General features: G+C 52.0%; 19 protein-coding genes. All 19 read left to right on the top strand.

The features are described 5' to 3' along the window. Positions 1-98 precede the first annotated feature (98 nt). Positions 99-1,070 (top strand): flagellar assembly protein FliH, encoded by a 972-nt coding sequence (gene fliH / locus AC52PS_RS03885; protein ID WP_495561727.1) that lies wholly within the window; start codon positions 99-101, stop codon positions 1,068-1,070. A gap of 75 nt (positions 1,071-1,145) precedes the next feature. Beyond that, positions 1,146-2,585: a FliI/YscN family ATPase gene (locus AC52PS_RS03890; RefSeq protein ID WP_495561728.1), complete on the top strand. Its 1,440-nt coding sequence runs from the start codon at positions 1,146-1,148 to the stop codon at positions 2,583-2,585. Further along, complete coding sequence (gene fliJ, locus AC52PS_RS03895; RefSeq protein ID WP_495561729.1) at positions 2,582-3,022, top strand: flagellar export protein FliJ; 441 nt, start codon at positions 2,582-2,584, stop codon at positions 3,020-3,022. Before AC52PS_RS03890 ends, fliJ begins: the two co-directional genes overlap by 4 nt. Then, positions 3,009-3,653, top strand: a complete 645-nt coding sequence (locus tag AC52PS_RS03900; RefSeq protein WP_495561730.1) for a periplasmic-type flagellar collar protein FlbB — start codon at positions 3,009-3,011, stop codon at positions 3,651-3,653. Before fliJ ends, AC52PS_RS03900 begins: the two co-directional genes overlap by 14 nt. A 33-nt stretch (positions 3,654-3,686) precedes the next feature. Further along, positions 3,687-5,660, top strand: coding sequence for a flagellar hook-length control protein FliK (locus AC52PS_RS03905; protein WP_495561731.1), 1,974 nt, complete (start codon positions 3,687-3,689; stop codon positions 5,658-5,660). 77 nt (positions 5,661-5,737) lie between these two features. Continuing rightward, entirely contained in the window at positions 5,738-6,331 is a 594-nt protein-coding gene (flgD, locus tag AC52PS_RS03910) for a flagellar hook assembly protein FlgD (protein ID WP_495561732.1), read from the top strand. 12 nt (positions 6,332-6,343) lie between these two features. Then, positions 6,344-7,780 carry a flagellar hook protein FlgE gene (flgE, locus tag AC52PS_RS03915; protein WP_495561733.1) on the top strand — a complete coding sequence of 479 codons (1,437 nt, stop codon included), beginning with the start codon at positions 6,344-6,346 and terminating at the stop codon, positions 7,778-7,780. A gap of 80 nt (positions 7,781-7,860) precedes the next feature. Further along, on the top strand, positions 7,861-8,058 hold the full coding sequence (locus tag AC52PS_RS03920) for a flagellar FlbD family protein (protein ID WP_024267514.1): 198 nt from the start codon (positions 7,861-7,863) through the stop codon (positions 8,056-8,058). Between the two features lie 6 nt (positions 8,059-8,064). Continuing rightward, positions 8,065-8,844, top strand: coding sequence for a motility protein A (locus AC52PS_RS03925; RefSeq protein ID WP_495561734.1), 780 nt, complete (start codon positions 8,065-8,067; stop codon positions 8,842-8,844). 57 nt (positions 8,845-8,901) lie between these two features. Continuing rightward, a complete protein-coding gene (gene motB / locus AC52PS_RS03930; protein WP_495561735.1) occupies positions 8,902-9,630 on the top strand; it encodes a flagellar motor protein MotB in 729 nt (242 codons plus the stop codon). Between the two features lie 229 nt (positions 9,631-9,859). Then, positions 9,860-10,420 (top strand): flagellar basal body-associated FliL family protein, encoded by a 561-nt coding sequence (locus AC52PS_RS03935; protein ID WP_495561736.1) that lies wholly within the window; start codon positions 9,860-9,862, stop codon positions 10,418-10,420. A gap of 246 nt (positions 10,421-10,666) precedes the next feature. After that, positions 10,667-11,704, top strand: a complete 1,038-nt coding sequence (fliM, locus tag AC52PS_RS03940) for a flagellar motor switch protein FliM (protein ID WP_495561737.1) — start codon at positions 10,667-10,669, stop codon at positions 11,702-11,704. 837 nt (positions 11,705-12,541) lie between these two features. Then, complete coding sequence (fliN, locus tag AC52PS_RS03945; protein WP_495561951.1) at positions 12,542-12,892, top strand: flagellar motor switch protein FliN; 351 nt, start codon at positions 12,542-12,544, stop codon at positions 12,890-12,892. A gap of 125 nt (positions 12,893-13,017) precedes the next feature. Beyond that, on the top strand, positions 13,018-13,845 hold the full coding sequence (locus AC52PS_RS03950) for a flagellar biosynthetic protein FliO (RefSeq protein WP_495561738.1): 828 nt from the start codon (positions 13,018-13,020) through the stop codon (positions 13,843-13,845). Next, on the top strand, positions 13,842-14,693 hold the full coding sequence (gene fliP, locus AC52PS_RS03955; RefSeq protein ID WP_495561739.1) for a flagellar type III secretion system pore protein FliP: 852 nt from the start codon (positions 13,842-13,844) through the stop codon (positions 14,691-14,693). The genes AC52PS_RS03950 and fliP overlap by 4 nt, the downstream gene beginning before the upstream one ends. Positions 14,694-14,779: 86 nt before the next feature. Further along, complete coding sequence (gene fliQ / locus AC52PS_RS03960; RefSeq protein WP_024267522.1) at positions 14,780-15,049, top strand: flagellar biosynthesis protein FliQ; 270 nt, start codon at positions 14,780-14,782, stop codon at positions 15,047-15,049. Positions 15,050-15,056: 7 nt separating this feature from the next. Then, complete coding sequence (fliR, locus tag AC52PS_RS03965; protein WP_495561740.1) at positions 15,057-15,911, top strand: flagellar biosynthetic protein FliR; 855 nt, start codon at positions 15,057-15,059, stop codon at positions 15,909-15,911. Continuing rightward, positions 15,908-17,101, top strand: coding sequence for a flagellar biosynthesis protein FlhB (flhB, locus tag AC52PS_RS03970; RefSeq protein ID WP_495561741.1), 1,194 nt, complete (start codon positions 15,908-15,910; stop codon positions 17,099-17,101). The genes fliR and flhB overlap by 4 nt, the downstream gene beginning before the upstream one ends. Then, positions 17,101-19,212, top strand: a complete 2,112-nt coding sequence (gene flhA / locus AC52PS_RS03975) for a flagellar biosynthesis protein FlhA (RefSeq protein ID WP_495561742.1) — start codon at positions 17,101-17,103, stop codon at positions 19,210-19,212. The genes flhB and flhA overlap by 1 nt, the downstream gene beginning before the upstream one ends. Positions 19,213-19,234: the final 22 nt, after the last annotated feature.

A 19,234-nucleotide genomic window follows, 5' to 3' on the forward strand; every position in this document is an offset into this window, starting at 1 on the left:
TTACTCGGTACGTGCCTGCGTCCGGACCCGCGTGCGTGCCTGCGTCCGGACCCATAGGTCCGGCCTCTTCCCATACAGGTTCAAAGGAGTAGGGAGCCATGGCGAAAAATGTATTCCGTAACGGGGAGTTCAACCTGTCACAGGAAAAAGTACATATATCTCCTCCCGAAGCAGCCTTCCCCCAATTTTCACCCCAGCAGCACGGGGCGGGCGCCGCCGTGCAGGAACTTAGTCCGGTGGATGAAGTGGAGGAGTACAGCGGTCCCACCGCAGATGAGCTGCGCCGGGAGGCTGAAGCATTCAAGGCCCAGTGGGAAGAAGAAAAGGCCCGTATGGAAAGCGAAGCCAGAGCGAAGGCCGAGCAGATTATCCAGGAAGCCGAAACCACAGCCTTTGAAGAGGTGAGGAAAAAGACCGAAAACGCCCAGGAAGACAAAGAAAAGGCAGAGGAAGAAGCCCGGCAGATTGTGGAAGATGCCCGGGCTGAATCTGATAAAATCCTGAACGAGGCCCGGGGGAAGGCTGAAGACATAGAAAAGGAAGCTTTTCAGAAGGGCTACGATGAAGGGCGGGAAGGCGGATACGATTCCGGACGCTCGGAAGTGGAGAGGGTAATAGACCGTCTTCACATGATTATCAGCAAAACCATTGAGCGGAGAAATGAGGTAATAGAAGAAAGCGAAGCTCAGCTGGTTCAGCTGGTTCTCCAAATAGCGAAAAAAGTGATTAAGGTTATCAGCGAGAATCAGCGGAATGTGGTAATCAATAATGTTGTCCAGGCCCTGAGGAAACTAAAGACTAAGGCTGATGTAAATATCAGGGTGAATATCGACGATCTGAAAACCACCACAGAACATACGAAAGAACTGATGAGCCGCATAGAGCGGGTGAAAAATGTAACCGTCATGGAGGATTCTTCGGTGGATCCCGGCGGTGCGGTTATTGAAACCGACTTCGGTCAGATTGATGCCCGGATTTCATCCCAGTTGCGGGAAATTGAAGAGGCGATTATTGAGCTTATGCCCATAGCCTCCTCAAAACGGAGCAGAGATCCGGATAATCTCCTGTGATCTTTCGGCCGGTTTCCGGAATGTGCTGTTCCGACCGGCCGGTTTGACCGCCGGCATATTCCTTGGGAGGGGAGAATGAGGCGTTTTGCCAAATATGTGGAAACCGTACAGAGCATAGAAACCATTCTCTTTATGGGCACCGTCCAGAAAGTACGTGGACTTCTCATAGAAAGTCACGGCCCCCAGGCGGTTGTGGGCGAGCTGTGCGAAATATATCCTGCCGCAGGGCATGAACCAATTTATGCGGAAGTAGTGGGGCTTCACGGAAACATAGTACAGCTCATGCCGTTCAGCGAGCCACAGGGTATTGAGGTCGGGTCCTCTGTGGTGGCAAGCGGTCGGCGGCTGGAGGTGCAGGTTTCCGATAAACTTCTCGGAAGGGTTCTGGACTCCATGGGTAAACCCATAGATGAGAAGGGCGATATTCATTCGGGTATGCATTATCCTGCCATGGCCTCACCGCCGGATGTTCTTAACAGGAAAAGCATTAGAGAACAGGTCAGTACCGGAATCAGAGCCATCGACGGGCTTCTTCCGGTGGGCAAGGGGCAGAGGATGGGCATCTTTTCCGGATCCGGGGTGGGGAAATCCACCCTGCTGGGTATGATCGCCAGAAACACCTCGGCGGATATTAATGTCATTGCCCTCATTGGCGAGCGTGGAAGGGAAGTTCGGGAGTTTATCGAGCAGGATTTGGGCGAGGAGGGGCTGAAACGCTCGGTACTCATTGTTTCCACCAGCGATAAGCCCCCTGTAGCGCGGTTGAAAGCCGCCTATATAGCTACCGCAGTTGCCGAGTATTTTCGGGACCGGGGCAACGACGTTATGCTGATGTTCGATTCGGTTACCCGCTTCGCAAGAGCCCAGAGAGAGATCGGGCTGGCCATCGGAGAAGCTCCTGCAACCAGAGGCTTTCCTCCGTCGGTGTTTTCCACCCTTCCCCGACTCCTAGAACGCTGCGGAACAGGGGAAAAGGGTACGATTACCGGTTTTTATACCATTCTTGTAGACGGGGATGATATGGACGAACCGATAGCGGATAATGTCCGGGGAATACTGGACGGACACATGGTGCTCAGCCGCCGTCTCGCTCAGGCCTATCATTATCCATCCATAGATGTGCTTGATTCGGTGTCCCGGCTTGCTCCCAGAATATCACTGCCGGAGGCTCAAAAAGCTGCGGGAGCAGTGAGGCGGCTGATGGCTCTTTATCGGGAAAATGAAGACCTGATAAATATCGGAGCATACGCCTCCGGCAACAATCCTGAACTGGACGAGGCAATCAAACGGAACCCTTCGTTCCTGCGCTTTCTCCAGCAGAGTATTACTGAGAAATCTTCGCTCCGGGAAACCTTCCAGGGATTGTCGGATATTTCCGGACTTCAGATACCTCTGCCTGAAGCGGAGGCAGCAGAAGCAGCAGATGCGAACGCGGATGCAGAGTCCCGGGAGGGGGAAGCGGTGATCCCGGGCGGTGAAGCAGAAACCGCCGACTCGCAGGCGGTTCCGGAATGAAACGCTTCCAATTCCGACTTGAGCCCCTTCTCCGCCTCCGGGCCCATAAGGAGGAGGAGTGGAGACTCAAGCTGGGGCAGGCACAGGCCGAGTGCTCCAGAATAGAAAACCAGATACAGCTGCTGCAACGGGAACGGAGTGCGGTATTTTCTGCAGATGGGGGCGACGATATGGATTATCATCTTTCCCGTTCCCTGTACCTTGGAAGAATTGAAGAGAAAACCCGTGAACTTCGGCAGGATTTGGACAACGCGAATATCCGGAAGGAAGAGGTACTCAAGACCTATACGGAAGTTCGCAGAGAGTATGAGGCCATAAATAAAATCAAGGAAAAACGGGTAGCAGAATACCGGAAAGAATGGTTTCGGGAAGAAGCGAAGGAAATTGACGATATCGCCAATTCCCGGATAGCAGGAGGTTACCGTGGCACGTTATAACAGGGTGAATGTCGCCCCTCGGATTTTTCTTTTATTTGTCCTGGTGGCGGTATTACTGCTGGGGGGAACAATTTGGTTCGATATTCTGGGTCTCATAGATGCCCGCCCCCTCATCGGGCCTGTACTGAATCTTCTTAATCTCAGCCCAGAGGAAACTGTGGCGGTGGATTATTCAGATGTAGAGCTCCTGGATAGTATGGAGTTGGCCAAGCGGGAACTCGCCATAGATATGCATCTGGAAACACTGGAAAACAGCCGCGAACAGCTCAGCCAGGAGATGGAGTCGTATCAGGAACGTCTATCCCAACTGGAAGAACGGGAAAAGATCCAGTCAGACCGTGAAAATTCATTTAATGAAAAACTGAATCGGTACGATGATAGAAGAGCAGGCCTGGTACAGAATGCTCGTGATCTTACCAGCATGCGCCCCCAGGATGCCGTGGACATCCTCAATGAGTACGATGATCAGCTTCTCATCGATACCTTGAGAATGGTGCAGGAACTTGCCGATGAGGCAGGGACTTTTTCACTGGTATCCACCTATTTGTCGTTGCTGCCCGAAGAACGGGCTGCGGCAATCCAGCGGAAGATGACCCAAAAACCTTCACTGGATTCACCAACCGACTCATAGATTGGCGCTGCGCCGGGCTCTGCAGGAGGAAGCATGCAGAATCTGAGCGTAGCGGACATATTCCCCTCTTCCATTCCGGAACATCCCAGGGTTCAGAATCCCATGCCCCGGGATGTGCAGGGCAAACAGTTCTCAGATTATTTTACTCCGCCGGGTGAACCGGTGTACCAGCCCCTCAGTCATGAGCCGGGGCAGATTTCCCGCTTTCCCGCGGGCACAGCTGCGGGAGGCAATCCGGCAACGGATCCACTCTACGCAAAATCATCCTACAATAATGAAACCTCTGACAGCCATAGGACAGACGGAGCAGAAGCCTCCCGTGATGCCTCACGGATAGCGGCGGATAATCGTGCCGCAGAAAGAGATGAGTACACACGCAGGGCTCAAGACCGCGATACTGCAAACCGGCAAGCAGAAAAACACGCCGCTGAGGCAAGCGCGGAAAAAGCCCGAAAGGGAGACCAGGCTGGCTCATCTGAAAAACAGTCTGTGGAAGATCATGCCGATTCCGGGGAAAAACATCATCTGAAACAAGATAAAACTGCTAAACAGGCGAGCACCCGCGGGGCAGAACAGAGCGGAAGGCAGGGATCCCGGAGTGGTGAAGAGGGTCGCCAGGATGCTGCGGCCCTAGCCGCCAAGGAGTCCCCTCATACATCGGAAAGGAAAAAAGAGGCGGCCGCTAAGACCGGTGAGTCGGCACAGAAGGCAGCCAAGGCCGGAAAAGGCGTCGCAGACACAGGCCGCCCGGGTGAAGGACTGAAGGCTTCGAAAGACCGGAATACTGATCAGAATCACATGGCAGGTGGCTTGAAACAACGCCAGTCAGAAAAATCCTCCGGGAATGAGAGCACCCGTGCCGCCGGGAAGACCGCCGGGAAGGCCGCAGGGAAGGGATCAGTAAAGCTCCCGGAAAAGCTGACAGAGAAGCAAAACGAAGCTGCATCCCCCGCAGACCAAAAAGCTGCCCGGAACCCGGGTATATCCGACGCAGATGCACAGGAAAATACATCATTAAATCGTCCCCGCTCTTCCGGGAAGGCTGCAGAAGGTAATGAAGAAGTAATGACCGCAGCGAAACATGGGGGCAGAAACGGAGAGGGAAGCGCAAAGCACTCCGTTGCCTCGAGCTCCCGTACAGGGGACCCGGGAAACAACGGGACCGTACAGTCTTCCATTCTCAGTCAGAGTATGGACCGCATTTCCGGCCGGGGTAACCAGTCCGGCAGCCCAGGCTCATCTTCCCAGACGGCGGACGCCGGGGATTCCAAGGTTCTCTCTTCCATGGTGCAGCAGGCCCGCGACGGGGGCAGCGCTGCATTTCAGGGCAACGGGGGAGACGGCGGTGCGGGGGACAGTGCCAAGCAGGGTGGAACATTCAACAACAGCATGTTCGCTCAGTCCGGGGTTCAGCCCGGGGCGTCAATGAGCAGCAGTTCGGATTTCCAGGTGTTTTTGGGGCACGAGGCATTGACCAGGGGCCCGGACGGCCTTCAAAACGGGCAGAACGGCCGGAATTCGTCGGCCGGCACCGGCGGAAAGCAGACAATGAGTTCTTCGGAAATGATGAACCAGTTCAAGGAACAATTCCGAGGTCAGCTTGGCAGCGATGTGGTGCGTCAGGCCCGTTACATCTTTAAGGGACAGAACTCCGGCGAAATCAGCATGGTACTCAAACCCGAAAAGCTCGGAAGAGTACGGATTAAGGTGAATCTCCAAGATAACTCTGTAGCCGGAAAAATATTTGTCGAAAATAAGGATGTGGAAGCGGCGTTTACTGAAATGCTCGGTGAATTGAAGGAGATGTTTCAGGACCAGGGATTTGATGACCTGAGTGTTGACGTTCAGCTTGATGACGGTAACGGGGATGATACTCCCGAACCCTTTTCCATGGGGGACGACAATGGTCTTGCCGGAAACGGTGAGCAGGCCGGCCGCTTTGAAAACCAGATAGCACAGGCCCGGAATTATCTCCGGGAATTTGAATCGCTTGATATATTGGCCTGATCCTTTCTGACCGGTAACAAACCGGCGGGATACAGGATCAGAAAAAGGAACCTTTCAGGGGTTCCGGGGAGAAAATGATGGAAGGTATCAGTTCAACAGCAGTGGACACCGCAAGCCTGCGAAGCCTGAACGGGATCGATAGATCCAACGTTCAGCTTGGAAGCCAGGCTGACGGAAATCAGCTGAGCTTTGAAAACCTTTTAAGCAGTACAGAGCAGTCACGGGTTGAGGAGCAGGTTCGCAACGTGAACCGGGGCATTCAGATCGACGGGCGGCAGATCAAGCAGTCCATGGATAAAGATGATTATCTTACCCTGTTAATTGCGCAGCTCAAGAACCAGGACCCCACCAAACCCATGGAAGACCGGGAATTTATCGCCCAGATGGCTCAGTTCTCCAGTCTTGAGCAGATGACCAATATGAGTAAAGGCTTCGAAACTCTGGCTTCCCAGCTTTCAGCAGGTCAGGCGTCTTCCATGCTGGGTAAGGAAGTTGATGTGGTGCTGGACGGCAATGTTATTTCCGGAAAAGTTCAGGAGATAACCCGCGGTGAATATCCCCAGGTACTTGTAGACGGAACCTATTATGATCTTTCCGATGTCAGCCGGATACGGGAAGGAAGCGCAGCAGCTGCGGCATCCGCATACGCCGCACAGAGCAAACAGGACTAAGGAGGCAGCCCTATGATGCGATCACTATATGCAGGAGTGTCAGGACTCCAGAATCACCAGATCCGGATGGACGTCATCGGAAACAACGTATCGAATGTAAACACCACCGGCTTTAAAAAGGGAAGAGTTAACTTTCAGGACCTTCTCTCCCAAAGCCAACAGGGAGCAGCCCGTCCCAATGAGCGGGTGGGCGGTGTGAACCCCAAGCAGGTCGGTTTGGGGGTGAACGTAGCTTCCATTGATACCATCTTCACCCAGGGTTCCCTCCAGACCACCGGAGTGAAAACCGATGTGGCCGTCCAGGGTGAAGGATTCTTCATGCTCCGTGAAGGGGATCAGGATTTTTACAGCCGAGCGGGAGCGTTTTCTTTGGATGCCGAGGGGATGCTTGTGAACCCATCCAACGGGATGCGCGTTCAGGGATGGACTGCAGAGACGGTGAACGGAGTAACGTTTATTGATTCCTCCGCCTCAACCGGAGATCTGCGGATTCCCATCGGCGGCAAAGACCCTGCCCGGGCCACCACCCTTGTGGAGCTGGCATCTAATCTGAACCGGGATACACCCGAAATTCCCGCCGGAGCGGGTCCTGAAGAGATCCGTGAAGGTACATGGCGGACCAGCAAAGACGTGTACGATCCCTATGGGCGGAAACTCACTCTCGAAGTGAACTACACCAAGGTTGTAGGTGGAACCAATGAATGGAATGCTGAGGTTCAGCTTATCGATCCCCAGGGTAATGTGGTAATACCCGATATCGCGGTGAACGGCACCGCCAACCCCGACGGTGACAATACCTATCAGCTGCAGTTCGATAACTTCGGAATTCTTGAAAGCGTTACCAGTCCCGGCGGAGGCATTGACGATACCGGAGACCTGAACGTGGACATCAGTTTTCTGGTTCCCGATTCCGAATTGCCTGAAGATGTTGAAAATATTGACCCGGCTTTCGTTGGCGAAGGTGTAGCCGGAGATCCCATAACCCAAACCTTCACCGTGGATCTGGGGGAAGTTGGAAGCACCGAAAACTCTTCAACCCAGTTTGCAGCCGCAAGTTCCAATAAGATTTTCCGGCAGGACGGCTATGGAATGGGGTATCTCCAGGATTTCCGGATCGACCAGAGCGGAACCATTACCGGTATCTATGACAACGGCACCAATCGACCCATCGGTCAGATCGCCCTTGCCACCTTTGTGAACCCCGGCGGGCTTGAAAAAGCCGGAGAGAACAACTACCGGGTGAGCATCAACTCGGGAGATGCGGATGTGGGTCCGGTGGGCACTTCAGGCCGGGGAAAAATTATCGCAGGTGCTCTGGAAATGAGTAATGTTGACCTGGCGGAACAGTTCACAGATATGATTGTTACCCAGCGGGGTTTTCAGGCAAACAGCCGGACTATTACCACTTCTGACCAGATGCTCCAGGAACTTCTTTCGCTGAAACGGTAATTGATGTAGGATAGAATGATCTATTCCTCCCGGAGGGCCTGGCGGTCTTCCCTGGGGGGAATTGAACGGAAGTGGGGACCATGATTGAAGTGACCCGTCTGGATGGGAAGGTATACTATGTAAACCCCCATCATATAGAGTATATTGAGTGTAACCCCGATTCGACGCTTACCATGTTATCCGGTAAGCGTTTAGTGGTGAAGGAAAGCTATGAGCTTCTTCTGGAACGGATTATCGAGTACCGCTCCCGAATCGGTGCTTTCAAGAACGAGGAGTAGCATCCTATGGATTTAGGTACCCTGATCGGACTCGGCGTCTCCGTGGGCATGGTAATTTTCGGAATTATCGGCGGCGGCGTGGGGTTTCAATATTATGTCAATTTTCCTTCGGTTCTCATTGTTATCGGAGGTTCTCTCGGGGCGGTAATGATCGCAAGCCCTCTGAACCGGGTAATGGGTATTGGTAAGTACATTAATATACTCATCAACGTCCCCGATCTCAAAGAAGGAAAGCTGATCACCGATCTGGTGGCCTTTGCAGAACGTGCCCGTCGGGAAGGTCTTTTGGCCTTGGAAGATAATCTGGATGAAGTTGAGAATGAATTTATGCGCAAGGGAATTCAGCTTGTGGTGGACGGTACAGACCCGGAAATTATTAAGAGCATACTCTACACCGAACTCAACCAGATTCAGGGCAGACATGAAGACGGGATTAATCTATTTGGTCAGTGGGGCTCTTTGGCTCCCGCCTTCGGAATGATTGGTACCCTTATCGGACTTATTGCCATGCTTGCAAATCTGGAGGACCAGTCGGGCATTGCCTCGGGTATGGCCACGGCCTTGATTACCACCATGTACGGTTCCATGCTTGCGAATATTGTACTCATTCCCTTTAAGTCCAAGCTTGAGGACCGGGATAAATATGAAACCCGCTCAAAAGAAATCGTAATAGAAGGGATTCTCTCTATTCAGTCGGGAGATAACCCTCGAATCCTTCTGGAAAAACTCTTGAGCTTCCTGCCTCCACCGGAGCGGGAACCCATTAGAGCGGAATCGAATCAGTAGTACAAGCTGCGGGATCGGATGCATGCCGGACACCCGCCGGGATTGAAAGGTTGAACTATGGCCCAGGAAAAGAAATGCAAAAAATGTGACGAAGGGGTGCCCGAATACATGCTCACCTACGGTGACATGGTAACCCTTCTTCTTACGTTTTTCGTTCTCATGTTCACCACCGCCGAGGTGGACGGCTATGAATTCCAGCTGATTTTGGCAGCTTTTCAGGGCCTTGGAAACTTTGAAGGGGGGAACACCCTGGAAGCCGGGCGTCTTGCGGAACTGGGTAATACCATTGAATCCCTTCCGTCTCTTCAATCGGGGCGCGCCCTGGCCAAGGCCAGGCGGGCTGCGGTGAGCCTTTTTGAGCCGGAAATCCGCACCGAACAGATCCGGGTTACCGAAGATGAGCGGGGGCTGGTAATTTCACTGGCTTCGGATGCGTTTTTCGATGTGGCAAGTGCGGAAATCCGCCTTGAAGATACCAGGGATATTCTCATACGTCTAGCCAGTCTGTTGTCCGAAGATTATCTGGATGAACGCTATTTCCGGGTAGAAGGCCATACTGACAGTCAGCCCACCGATCCCGACGGTCCATGGCCTTCAAACTGGCATCTGGGAGCCGCCCGGGCGCTGAATACCATGCTTATTCTTTCTGAATTCGGTGCGGACGAAACCCAGTTTCAGGTAATGAGTCTGGGAGAACACCGACCTCTTGTGGAAAACGACACCCCCGAGGGCAGGGCGTACAACCGACGGGTGGATGTTATTATTCTCTCCGAAGGAAATCTCTAATACCCTGAAGTGGTGGAAGACTCTCCGCCGCTTCCGTCTTTCCAAACGATTTTCCTACACATTCCGCTGTCCCATTCATTCCATTTAAGGCAATTCGCACCGGTGCTTTTCCGGTCCGGGAAAAAAGGCTACACTCGAACCCGGATATTCCGATATGTTAGTATAACCCGGCCGGTTTTCCGGCTGACCAGAGACTGCACTGCAGTCTCCAATGTTTCAGGAGGATTCCATGGGTGATGATTTTCTCGATGGTGATGATGATGTAGTTGCCGCAGATGAAGGCGGTTCCGAAGGAGGGGGAGGGCAAAAAGTCGGCTTTCTCCCAGCCATAGTAATTCAAATATTGAAATGGGCGGCCATCATTGTGGGTGCCATCATCTTCATTGTCACGGTTGTGGTGGTCACCTTGAATATCATGGGCGCAAATCAGCCGGGCCAGGACAGGGTCGAGCGTTCCGAGTCATATGAGGGACCGCCCCCAGTATTTTCATGGTTTGCGGAAGTCCCCGAACTTAGGGGGGTAACCAATGATCAGGTCTCCCGCACATTTGTGGTGGAGATCCGTCTGGGCTATGAAAAAGACAATGCGTCCATATCAAACTCTATTATCAATCAACAGGTTCCCTTGACGGATATGTTGAACACCTGGTTTGCATCCCGCTCCGCTTCGTATCTGGTGGATATAGATAACCGGGATGAGATCAGAAGCCGATTGCTGGCGGAAATCCAAAAGATCGTTCCGGAAGTTGAGCGTGTGGCCTTTACAAAATATCAAATTCTGGATTTCTAATGTTATTGTCCCGGAGTTTCCTGTACAGAAGAATATGAGGTTAGGCCCGGGGTATCCAAACATCCGGTTTTCCGTTTGATGCGGAAATTTCGGCATCCATGAAATACTAGACGTTTGTTGTGCCCGGGTGATATACTTAGTTCCGGCGTCAGGTATAATGCCATATATGGTACTTGCAATATTCCGGGTGTTGTGAGAAAATTTATGAGCGGAACTGTCTGAAACGGCAGCAGGAGAGGGGAAGAAATGACTGAAGTATTATCTCAGGACGAGATTGACCAGCTATTGACGGCAATTTCTTCCGGGGATATTGATGCTGCGGAGGATACCACCAGTACTCAGCAGGACACCCGGAAGATCAAAATATATGACTTCAAACGTCCTGATAAGTTCTCCAAGGAACAGATTCGTACTGTCTCGATCATGCATGAGACCTTTGCCCGTCTCACCACCACCTCACTGTCTGCCAATCTTCGGAGTCTGGTGCAGGTTCATGTGGCAAGTGTGGATCAGCTCACCTATGAAGAATTTGTACGCTCCATTCCTAACCCCACAACCCTGGCGGTTATCAACATGGACCCCCTTAAAGGTTCTGCAATTCTGGAAATCGATCCGGCCATTACTTTCTCAATAATCGACCGTCTTTTCGGCGGTCAGGGTGAAGGAACAAAGGTAACCCGGGATCTCACCGATATTGAAACAACTGTTATGGAAGGGATTATTGTACGGATTCTGGGAAATATGCGGGAAGCCTGGAGTCAGGTAATTGATCTGCGACCCCGTCTGGGACAGATCGAAACCAACCCCCAGTTTGCTCAGATTGTTCCTCCCACCGAGATGGTTGTTCTGGTAACCCTGGAAACCAAGGTGGGTGAGGTGGAAGGGATGATGAATTTTTGTATTCCCTATTTGACCATTGAGCCCATTATTTCCAAACTGTCCGCCCAATATTGGTATTCATCGGTACGGCGGGGAACCACCACCGAGAATCTTCAGATTTTAAGAGAGCGTTTATCGGCCATCGAGGTGGATGTGGTGGCTGAAATCGGGAATATGCAACTCACTGTGAGGGATGTTCTTTCTTTACGCTCAGGTGATGTGGTGAGATTGCCGAATGTTAGAATAAGTGATCCCATGGCTTTGAAAATCGGAAACAAACCGAAATTCATGTGTAAGCCCGGGAGAAACGGCAACAAGCTTGCCGTGCAAATTACGAAAAAATTGGAAGATATTGATCAAGAGGAATTCGAGGAGCTGGCTGCTGAAGCCGAAGAAGTTGAATAGTTTGGCTGATTGGCGCCGAGCCTGGCAACGACCTTTGAAGGAGTTAGTATGAGTGATGGATCACTCTCCCAAGACGAAATTGATGCTCTGTTGCAGGGTGCCGGAGGTATGGATTTTGACGAACCCGCTCCTGCGGGTGCGGAGGGTCTGAAAGACAGCCAGGTGAGGGATTTTTCTAGCGTGGTGAACGAAGCAACCGATACCATGGGTTCCAACCTTGCCATGCTGCTGACCAAGTCCGTGAGTCTGGGGCAGCCCCAGGTTGACCAGGTGAATGGCGAAATGGTTACCACAAGCCTGAATGATGAGGTGGTAACTGTCAGCATGAACCTCACCGACGGCGTGCAGGGAGACCACGGGTTTATTATGAACGTGGATACCGCATTGCAAATTGCCGGTCCCATGCAGGGTATGGATGGGGTGGAGCTGGATGATGCCTCAATTAATGCTTTGCAGGAGGCGTTTCAGAATGTTACCGGACCGTTGCTTACCTCACTTTCAGATAAGAGCGGTCTGTCGGTGATGACCGATCCGCCGGTTGGTGGCAGCGGGTCAAAGGGCGAGGTGAGTCTCAGTGGGAAATATGTTCGCCTGAACTATCCCATGACCATAGATGGTCAGGCTGTGGGTACCATTATTGAATATTTCAGCGCAGCTGCTGTTGGGGCTATGATGCCCGATGCCTCCGCCCAGCAGAATCAGGGCGGCATGAATATGGGTGCCCAGGGTCAGCAGGGTATGGGCCAGGATATGTCCTCAATGGGCGGAATGCAGATGGGCGGAAATCAAATGGGCGGCCAGATGGGTGGAAACGCCATGATGGGCATGCAGAACCAGATGGGTATGCAGGGTCAAATGGGCGGAGGTCCGGCGGTTCAGGGTGTTCAGTTCCCCAGCTTTGGAGGACCTGGAGCAGGCTCTGGTGAGCAGGGCAACATCGGTCTTCTCATGGACGTGTACATGGAAATGACCGTCGAGCTGGGGCGAACCAGAAAGCTGATTAAGGACATTCTGGGAATGGGTGAAGGTACCATTATTGAGCTGGACAAGCTTGCGGGCGAACCGGTGGATATTTTGGTGAACCATAAGCTCATTGCCAAGGGCGAAGTGGTGGTAATTGACGAAAATTTCGGTGTTCGTGTCACAGAGATCGTTTCACCTATGGAAAGAATGAACACAATATCGTAGAATACATACAGAGACATGGCAGTCAATGAGTCTTGAATGCCCCATAAAGGGTATTCGGCTCATTGTATTTCAGTTTCTTTGGGAGGGGAAAACTGAGACGCGCAATACTAGTTGCGCTGCTGCTGATGTGTACGGCTATTGCGGGATTTGCCCAGCAGGCCACCGGCGTCGAGGGAGCCGGTGCTGCAGGAGAGGTCCCGGGCCGGGTTGACGGAGAAAATTCATCCCCGTCAGAAAACCGGGCCTCAACAGGCGAACAGGCTGGTGCCGCTGCCCAAAATCAGGCAGAGGATACCGCCGGAGCCGGTACAGAAAGCCGGAGTACACAGCAGAACAGCGCCGATCAAACCGATACAGAATCATCAAATCAAATCTCCAATGACCCGGCTGAGCGAAGCGTGGATGAGAGAAATCTCACATTCGACTTTGACGATGTAAGCCCGGAGGACGAAGCGGGAAGTGAAGATCTTGCCGTATTCGGATTCTGGGATCTGCTTCGCATGGTTCTCGTTCTTGCGCTGGTGGTTGGACTCATTTACGGCCTGTATTTCATCCTTCGAAAAAGCAAGGCTTCCCAGGCAGAGAGTAGCAGCTTTATACAGGTGCTCTCCAATCAGAATCTTCCCGGGGGAAGAACTCTTCATGTCATAGATGTGGGCGGGAAGGTGTATCTTTTGGGCGCAGGCGATGGCGGCGTTAATCTGATTACCCAGATCGACGATAAGGAGACCGTGGATGAAATGCGGCTCCATTCTTCCCGGCAGCAGCTTCATAAGGGAAATTTCTCCCAGCTTCTGGGCAGTTTCTTCAATACAGGCGAATCCCGGCCCGGGGACACGGGACGTTCCGCTGCCGGTTCCACCGGTACCCCATCTTCACCGGTTGAGGATCTTCCCCAAAGCGACGGATTCGACTTTGTCCGCAGACAGCGGGAAAGGCTGAAAAAGCTATGAGTGTGGGAAGTTTCCGCCGCCAGGCCGGGGTGATCAGGCTGATACTTGCACTGATCCTGCTCATGGGCGTCAATCTGTCCGGACTGAGCGCTCAGCAGACGGCCCCGTCGCCTGAGGCCCCTGGTGTTGGTAACAACCTGATCGGCGATTTACAGGGTGGTCAGGAGCTGCTGCCTTTTGTGAATCTGTCTGTTCAGCAGGCAGAGTCCGGGGAGGAAGTAGCTCTCTCGCTGCAGCTGCTCATGTTGCTTACCGTATTAACACTTGCCCCTTCTATAGTGGTGATGATGACCAGTTTTCTCAGACTGGCCATTGTGCTCGACTTTGTGAAGCGGGCCCTCAGCCTTCAGCAGGTTCCCCCCACCCAGATTCTCATGGGCATTGCCCTGTTTCTCACTCTCTTTATTATGTGGCCCAGCATTAATCTGATTTATGAGGATGCCTTTGTGCCTCTTTCGGAGGGAGAGATCAACCTTGAACAGGCCTACGGGGTGTTTGAAGATGAGATGCGCTATTTTATGTACCGCCAAATGCAGGGGAGTCCGGATAACATCCGGCTATTTATGCGGATGAGCGGGTTGGAACGACCGAACAATCTTGCGGATGTGCCAACCTATGTGCTCATCCCCGCATACATTTTGAATGAACTTACCGTAGCGTTTCAGATAGGAATTCTGCTGTTCATTCCGTTCATTATTATCGACATGGTTGTGGCATCTACCCTCATGTCAATGGGGATGATCATGCTTCCGCCGGTGATGATATCGCTGCCGTTCAAGCTGATACTCTTTGTTCTGGTGGACGGTTGGGGGCTGCTTACCCAGCAGCTTGTGGCAAGTTTCAATTAGCCGGATCGTGATGGATAAGGCAGAACGGCAAATAGCCGGTCGTGTAATTTGGCCGGTGAGTGAAAAAAAACGAAGGGAGGAAATATATGGACATGGGAACCGCCATGGGACTAATGCGCTCGGCAATCTTCCAGATATTGGTGCTCAGTGCGCCGCTTCTGCTGGTTGGATTGGTTGTGGGTCTAATTATATCCATCTTTCAGGCAACCACATCAATCCAGGAACAAACCCTGACGTTCGTGCCAAAAATTGCGGCAATTCTCATTACCCTTATGTTTCTCGGCCCCTGGATGATGGCCATGCTGGTGAATTTTACCACAGGAATTTTTAATCAGATTTCTGTAATCGGAGGATAGGTGAACAGTGTTCTGGAATGAACTCGGGCCCCAGGCAGCAGTATTTTTTCTCATTTTCGCAAGGGTGTTTGCACTCCTTTCTGTTGCGCCGCTGTTCTCCTCCTCAAGCCTTCCGGGAATGGCCCGGGTGGGGCTGACCCTTCTCACTTCTGTTCTTATTCTGCCATGGATTAATGTGGCTGAAATCACCAGCCTGCAGCAGGAAGTTGTGAATTTTTCCGCCATGGGACTTCCTGCGGCGGATGCCGCTGTGGCGGACTTCGGACTTAAATATGTCTTTTTACTCATCGGCGAAGCTTTTATCGGGATTATTCAGGGCTTTATTTTGAATCTTATAACCATGGCGTTTCAGAGTGCTGGGCAATTTTTCACTATGCAGATGGGGTTCGGTGCCTCGGCAGTGTTCGACCCCATGGCCCAGGAGCAGATCCCCCTGATGGGTCAGTTTTTTAATTTGGTAGCAATGTTGGTTTTCCTGATTATTAACGGGTTTCAGAAGTTGTTTTTTACCGGGATTCTGGTGAGCTTCCAGGCTGTCCGGGCGGCGGATTTGATCCGTGCCCGGGGAGTCTTTATGGAGGTGTTTATTGGGAGTATGGCGGTGCTTTTCCGTCAGGCCATGGCCATGGCCTTTCCTATTTTCGGCACATTATTTCTGGTACAGGTTACCATGGGACTGCTAGCAAAGGCTGCTCCTCAAATGAACCTTCTGATGCTGGGGTTTCCCCTGGCTATTCTGGTTACCTTTACCATTCTGCTCTTTGTCATCCCAGTGCTCATGAATACCTTCGGTGCGGTGTTCGATAACGGCTTTAGCATCATCGAGAGCCTGCTCATGCAGCTCAGGGGGAGCCAGATATGATTGAATACCTGAATTCCGATGCAGTCGCTCACATGTATGTTCCCGCAATACCCGAACCATTGAGGTATGGGGAATCTGCAGGGCAGCCTATCTTTGAAAACATGACCCTTCAGTGGTTCGCCGCAGAGGATGAGGGGCGAACAGAAGAGCCAACCGAACAGAAAATCCGGAAGGCCAGGGAAGACGGGAAGGTTGCAAAGAGTCAGGACGTGAGCTCGACCATCGTCCTTCTGGGCAGCATTGCGGTACTGGCGTTTTTCGGCAGGGGCATGTTCAACACCATGCAGGATATGGTGAAGTATTATCTCGGTTTCGTCTCGAACCCTCCTGTGGAAGGCAGCGGGGTGTTGTTTCGGGCATTCTTCTCCTTCTTTATGAGGTTGACCCTCCCTGTGGCGATTACGGCTTTTGTTATGGCGGTGCTGGGAAATCTTATTCAGGTTGGATTTCTCTTTACCACCAAGCCTCTGAAACCGGATTTCAAAAAGATTGCGCCCAATTTTCCTAAGTACATAAAAAGAACCCTGCTTTCAACCGAGGCTCTGTTTAATCTCAGCAAGAGCATTGTAAAAGTGATCATCGTGGTGAGTATCTCCTATTTTAATGTGTTTATCCGGCTCGAGGAGATTACCGGTCTGGTGAGAAGACCCTTCATGGAAGGGGTGTTTCTTATCTCCGATATTGCCTTTCTCATTATTCTTGAGGCGGCAATTGTTATGCTTATTTTCAGTCTTCTGGATTACTGGTTCCAGCGGAAGCAGCACCGGGAATCGTTGAAGATGAAAAAGCAGGAAGTGAAAGAGGAGCGGAAAAACTTCGAAGGGGATCCGCAGGTGAAGGCCAGATTAAAGGAACGAATGCGGGAGATTCTCCAGTCGAATATGATGCGGAAGGTTCCTGAAGCGGATGTGGTGGTCACCAACCCCACCCACTTCGCAGTTGCCCTGGAATACCAGAAAGAGAGCATGAACGCTCCCATGGTAACCGCCAAGGGCCAGGATCATATTGCCCAGCGGATGAAAGCTTTGGCCGCCGAGCACGACGTCCCGGTCATGGAAAATAAACCCCTTGCCAGAGCCCTGTACGCAGATGTGGAAATTGGAGATCAAATTCCCGCCCAGCATTATCAGGCCGTGGCGGAGCTGTTGAAGATGGTGTATCGAATGAATAATCAGAAGGAGGCAGGCTGATGGCCGATATTCAATCACAGCTGAGTACCGCCTTTCTTAAAGAGCGAAGCGATGCCCTGGTGGCTATCGGTGTAATTATTGTGGTGATGATGCTCATCATCCCCCTGCCGTCCATTATTCTGGACACCTTTCAGGCCTCGAATCTGGTTCTCTCGCTGCTTATACTGTTGATCGTTCTGTACACGGTGCGAGCGCTGGACTTCTCCATATTTCCCACCATTCTTTTGGTGAGTACGGTGTTTTCCCTGGCGCTGAACGTGAGCTCAACCCGGCTTATTCTCAGCAACGGAAGCGAGTTCGGAGGACAGATTGTACGGGCCTTCGGTAGTTTTGTAACCGGAGCCGAGGGAGCCGAGGGACTGGTGATCGGGGCGATAATTTACATTATCATCATCGCCGTACAGTTTCTGGTAATTACCAAGGGCGCTACCAGAGTTGCAGAGGTTGCCGCCCGGTTTACCCTGGATGCCCTTCCGGGTAAGCAGATGGCCATTGATGCGGAGTACAGCAACGGTTCCATCTCTGAACAGGAAGCACAAAAACGGAAACAGGAACTTCAAAAAGAAGTTGATTTTTACGGTGCAATGGACGGTGCCAGTAAGTTTATTCAGGGTAATGTAACTGTGGGTATTCTCATTACCGTCGTAAATATTGTGGGTGGTCTGATCGTAGGGCTTACTATTCACGGCGAGGATCTTAATACCGCGGTGAACACCTATGTGAGTCTTACCATAGGAGACGGTCTGGTGAGCCAGTTTCCCAGTCTTCTGGTTTCCACCGCCACCGGTTTGATCGTTACCAGGGCGGTGAGCGATGGAAGTTTCGGTCATGATCTTATTCAACAGTTCGGCCGCCAGGACCGGGTATACTGGATTGCCTCCATTTTCCTCTTAGTTCTGGCATTCCTCCCGGGATTTCCTTGGTATGTACTTCTGCCGCTTGCTGCGATGAGCGCAGTTATGGCCTACCGCCTTGGGCAACGCCGCGAGGAGCGAGAAACCAGGGAAAAGGACCAGGCGGCTCAGAAGTCCGCAGCTCCCGCAGAACAGCCCCAGGAGTTTCCCAAGGTAGCCCCCCTTGATCCCATAAGTCTCGAACTGGGGTACGGGCTGGTACCTTTAGTGGATAAAGAACAGGGAGCGGAGCTTCTGGAACGGATCACGAAGATTCGGCGGGAGACCGCTTTGGATCTGGGGCTGATCGTACCCAGAATTCGGATTATTGATAATATGCGGCTGGATCCCTCGGAATACTGTCTGAAAATCCGCGGAGTTGAAGTGGGCCGGGGAGTTTTGAGAATGGGAAGCTTCCTCTGCATTAACCCCGGTGGAGTAAGTGATGATATTGACGGTGAAAAGACCACTGACCCGGCATTTGGACTTCCGGCCATGTGGATCGGCGAGAATGACCGGGACAGGGCTGAACGGGCAGGGTACACGGTAGTGGATCCCCCTTCAATTATTGCCACACATCTCACGGAATTGATTAAACGAAATGCAGAAAGCATTCTGGGAAGACAGGAAGTGAAGAGCCTGCTTGACGGTTTGCGGGAAGATTATTCAGCCGTGGTGGAAGAAGTACAGAATATTCTGGGTATCGGGGAGATCCAGAAAGTGTTGCAGGGACTACTCCGGGAACAGGTGTCTATCAGGAATATGGTGAGTATTCTTGAAAGCCTGGCTGACTTTGCGAAGATTGCCAAGGACGATATTCCGTATCTTATTGAGAAGGTGCGCCAGGGGCTTGCAAGGCAGATCTGTCTCCAGTATGCGGATGATGACAAGATCATCCATGTTATTACCCTGGACCCCGAGCTTGAACAGCAGCTTATAGAGAGCCGTCAGCAGACAGCTGCGGGGGTCATGCCCGCACTTCCCCCGGACCAGCACCGCCGCTGGATTAATGCCAGCATGAATACGGTGAAACATGTACAGGAGATGGGCTATCTCCCTGTTGTGCTCACCCAGGAGGTCACCCGTCCACTTGTGAAGGCGGGAACCCGGAGGGATATTCCGGATCTGGTGGTACTTTCCGTTCCTGAGATTATTCCTGAGGTGAATATTGAATCAATTGGTGTAATTTCTACACGCGAGAACGAGAATGATCGGTGAAAATATGATACAAAAGGAAATG

This window comes from Salinispira sp. (assembly GCF_059431795.1).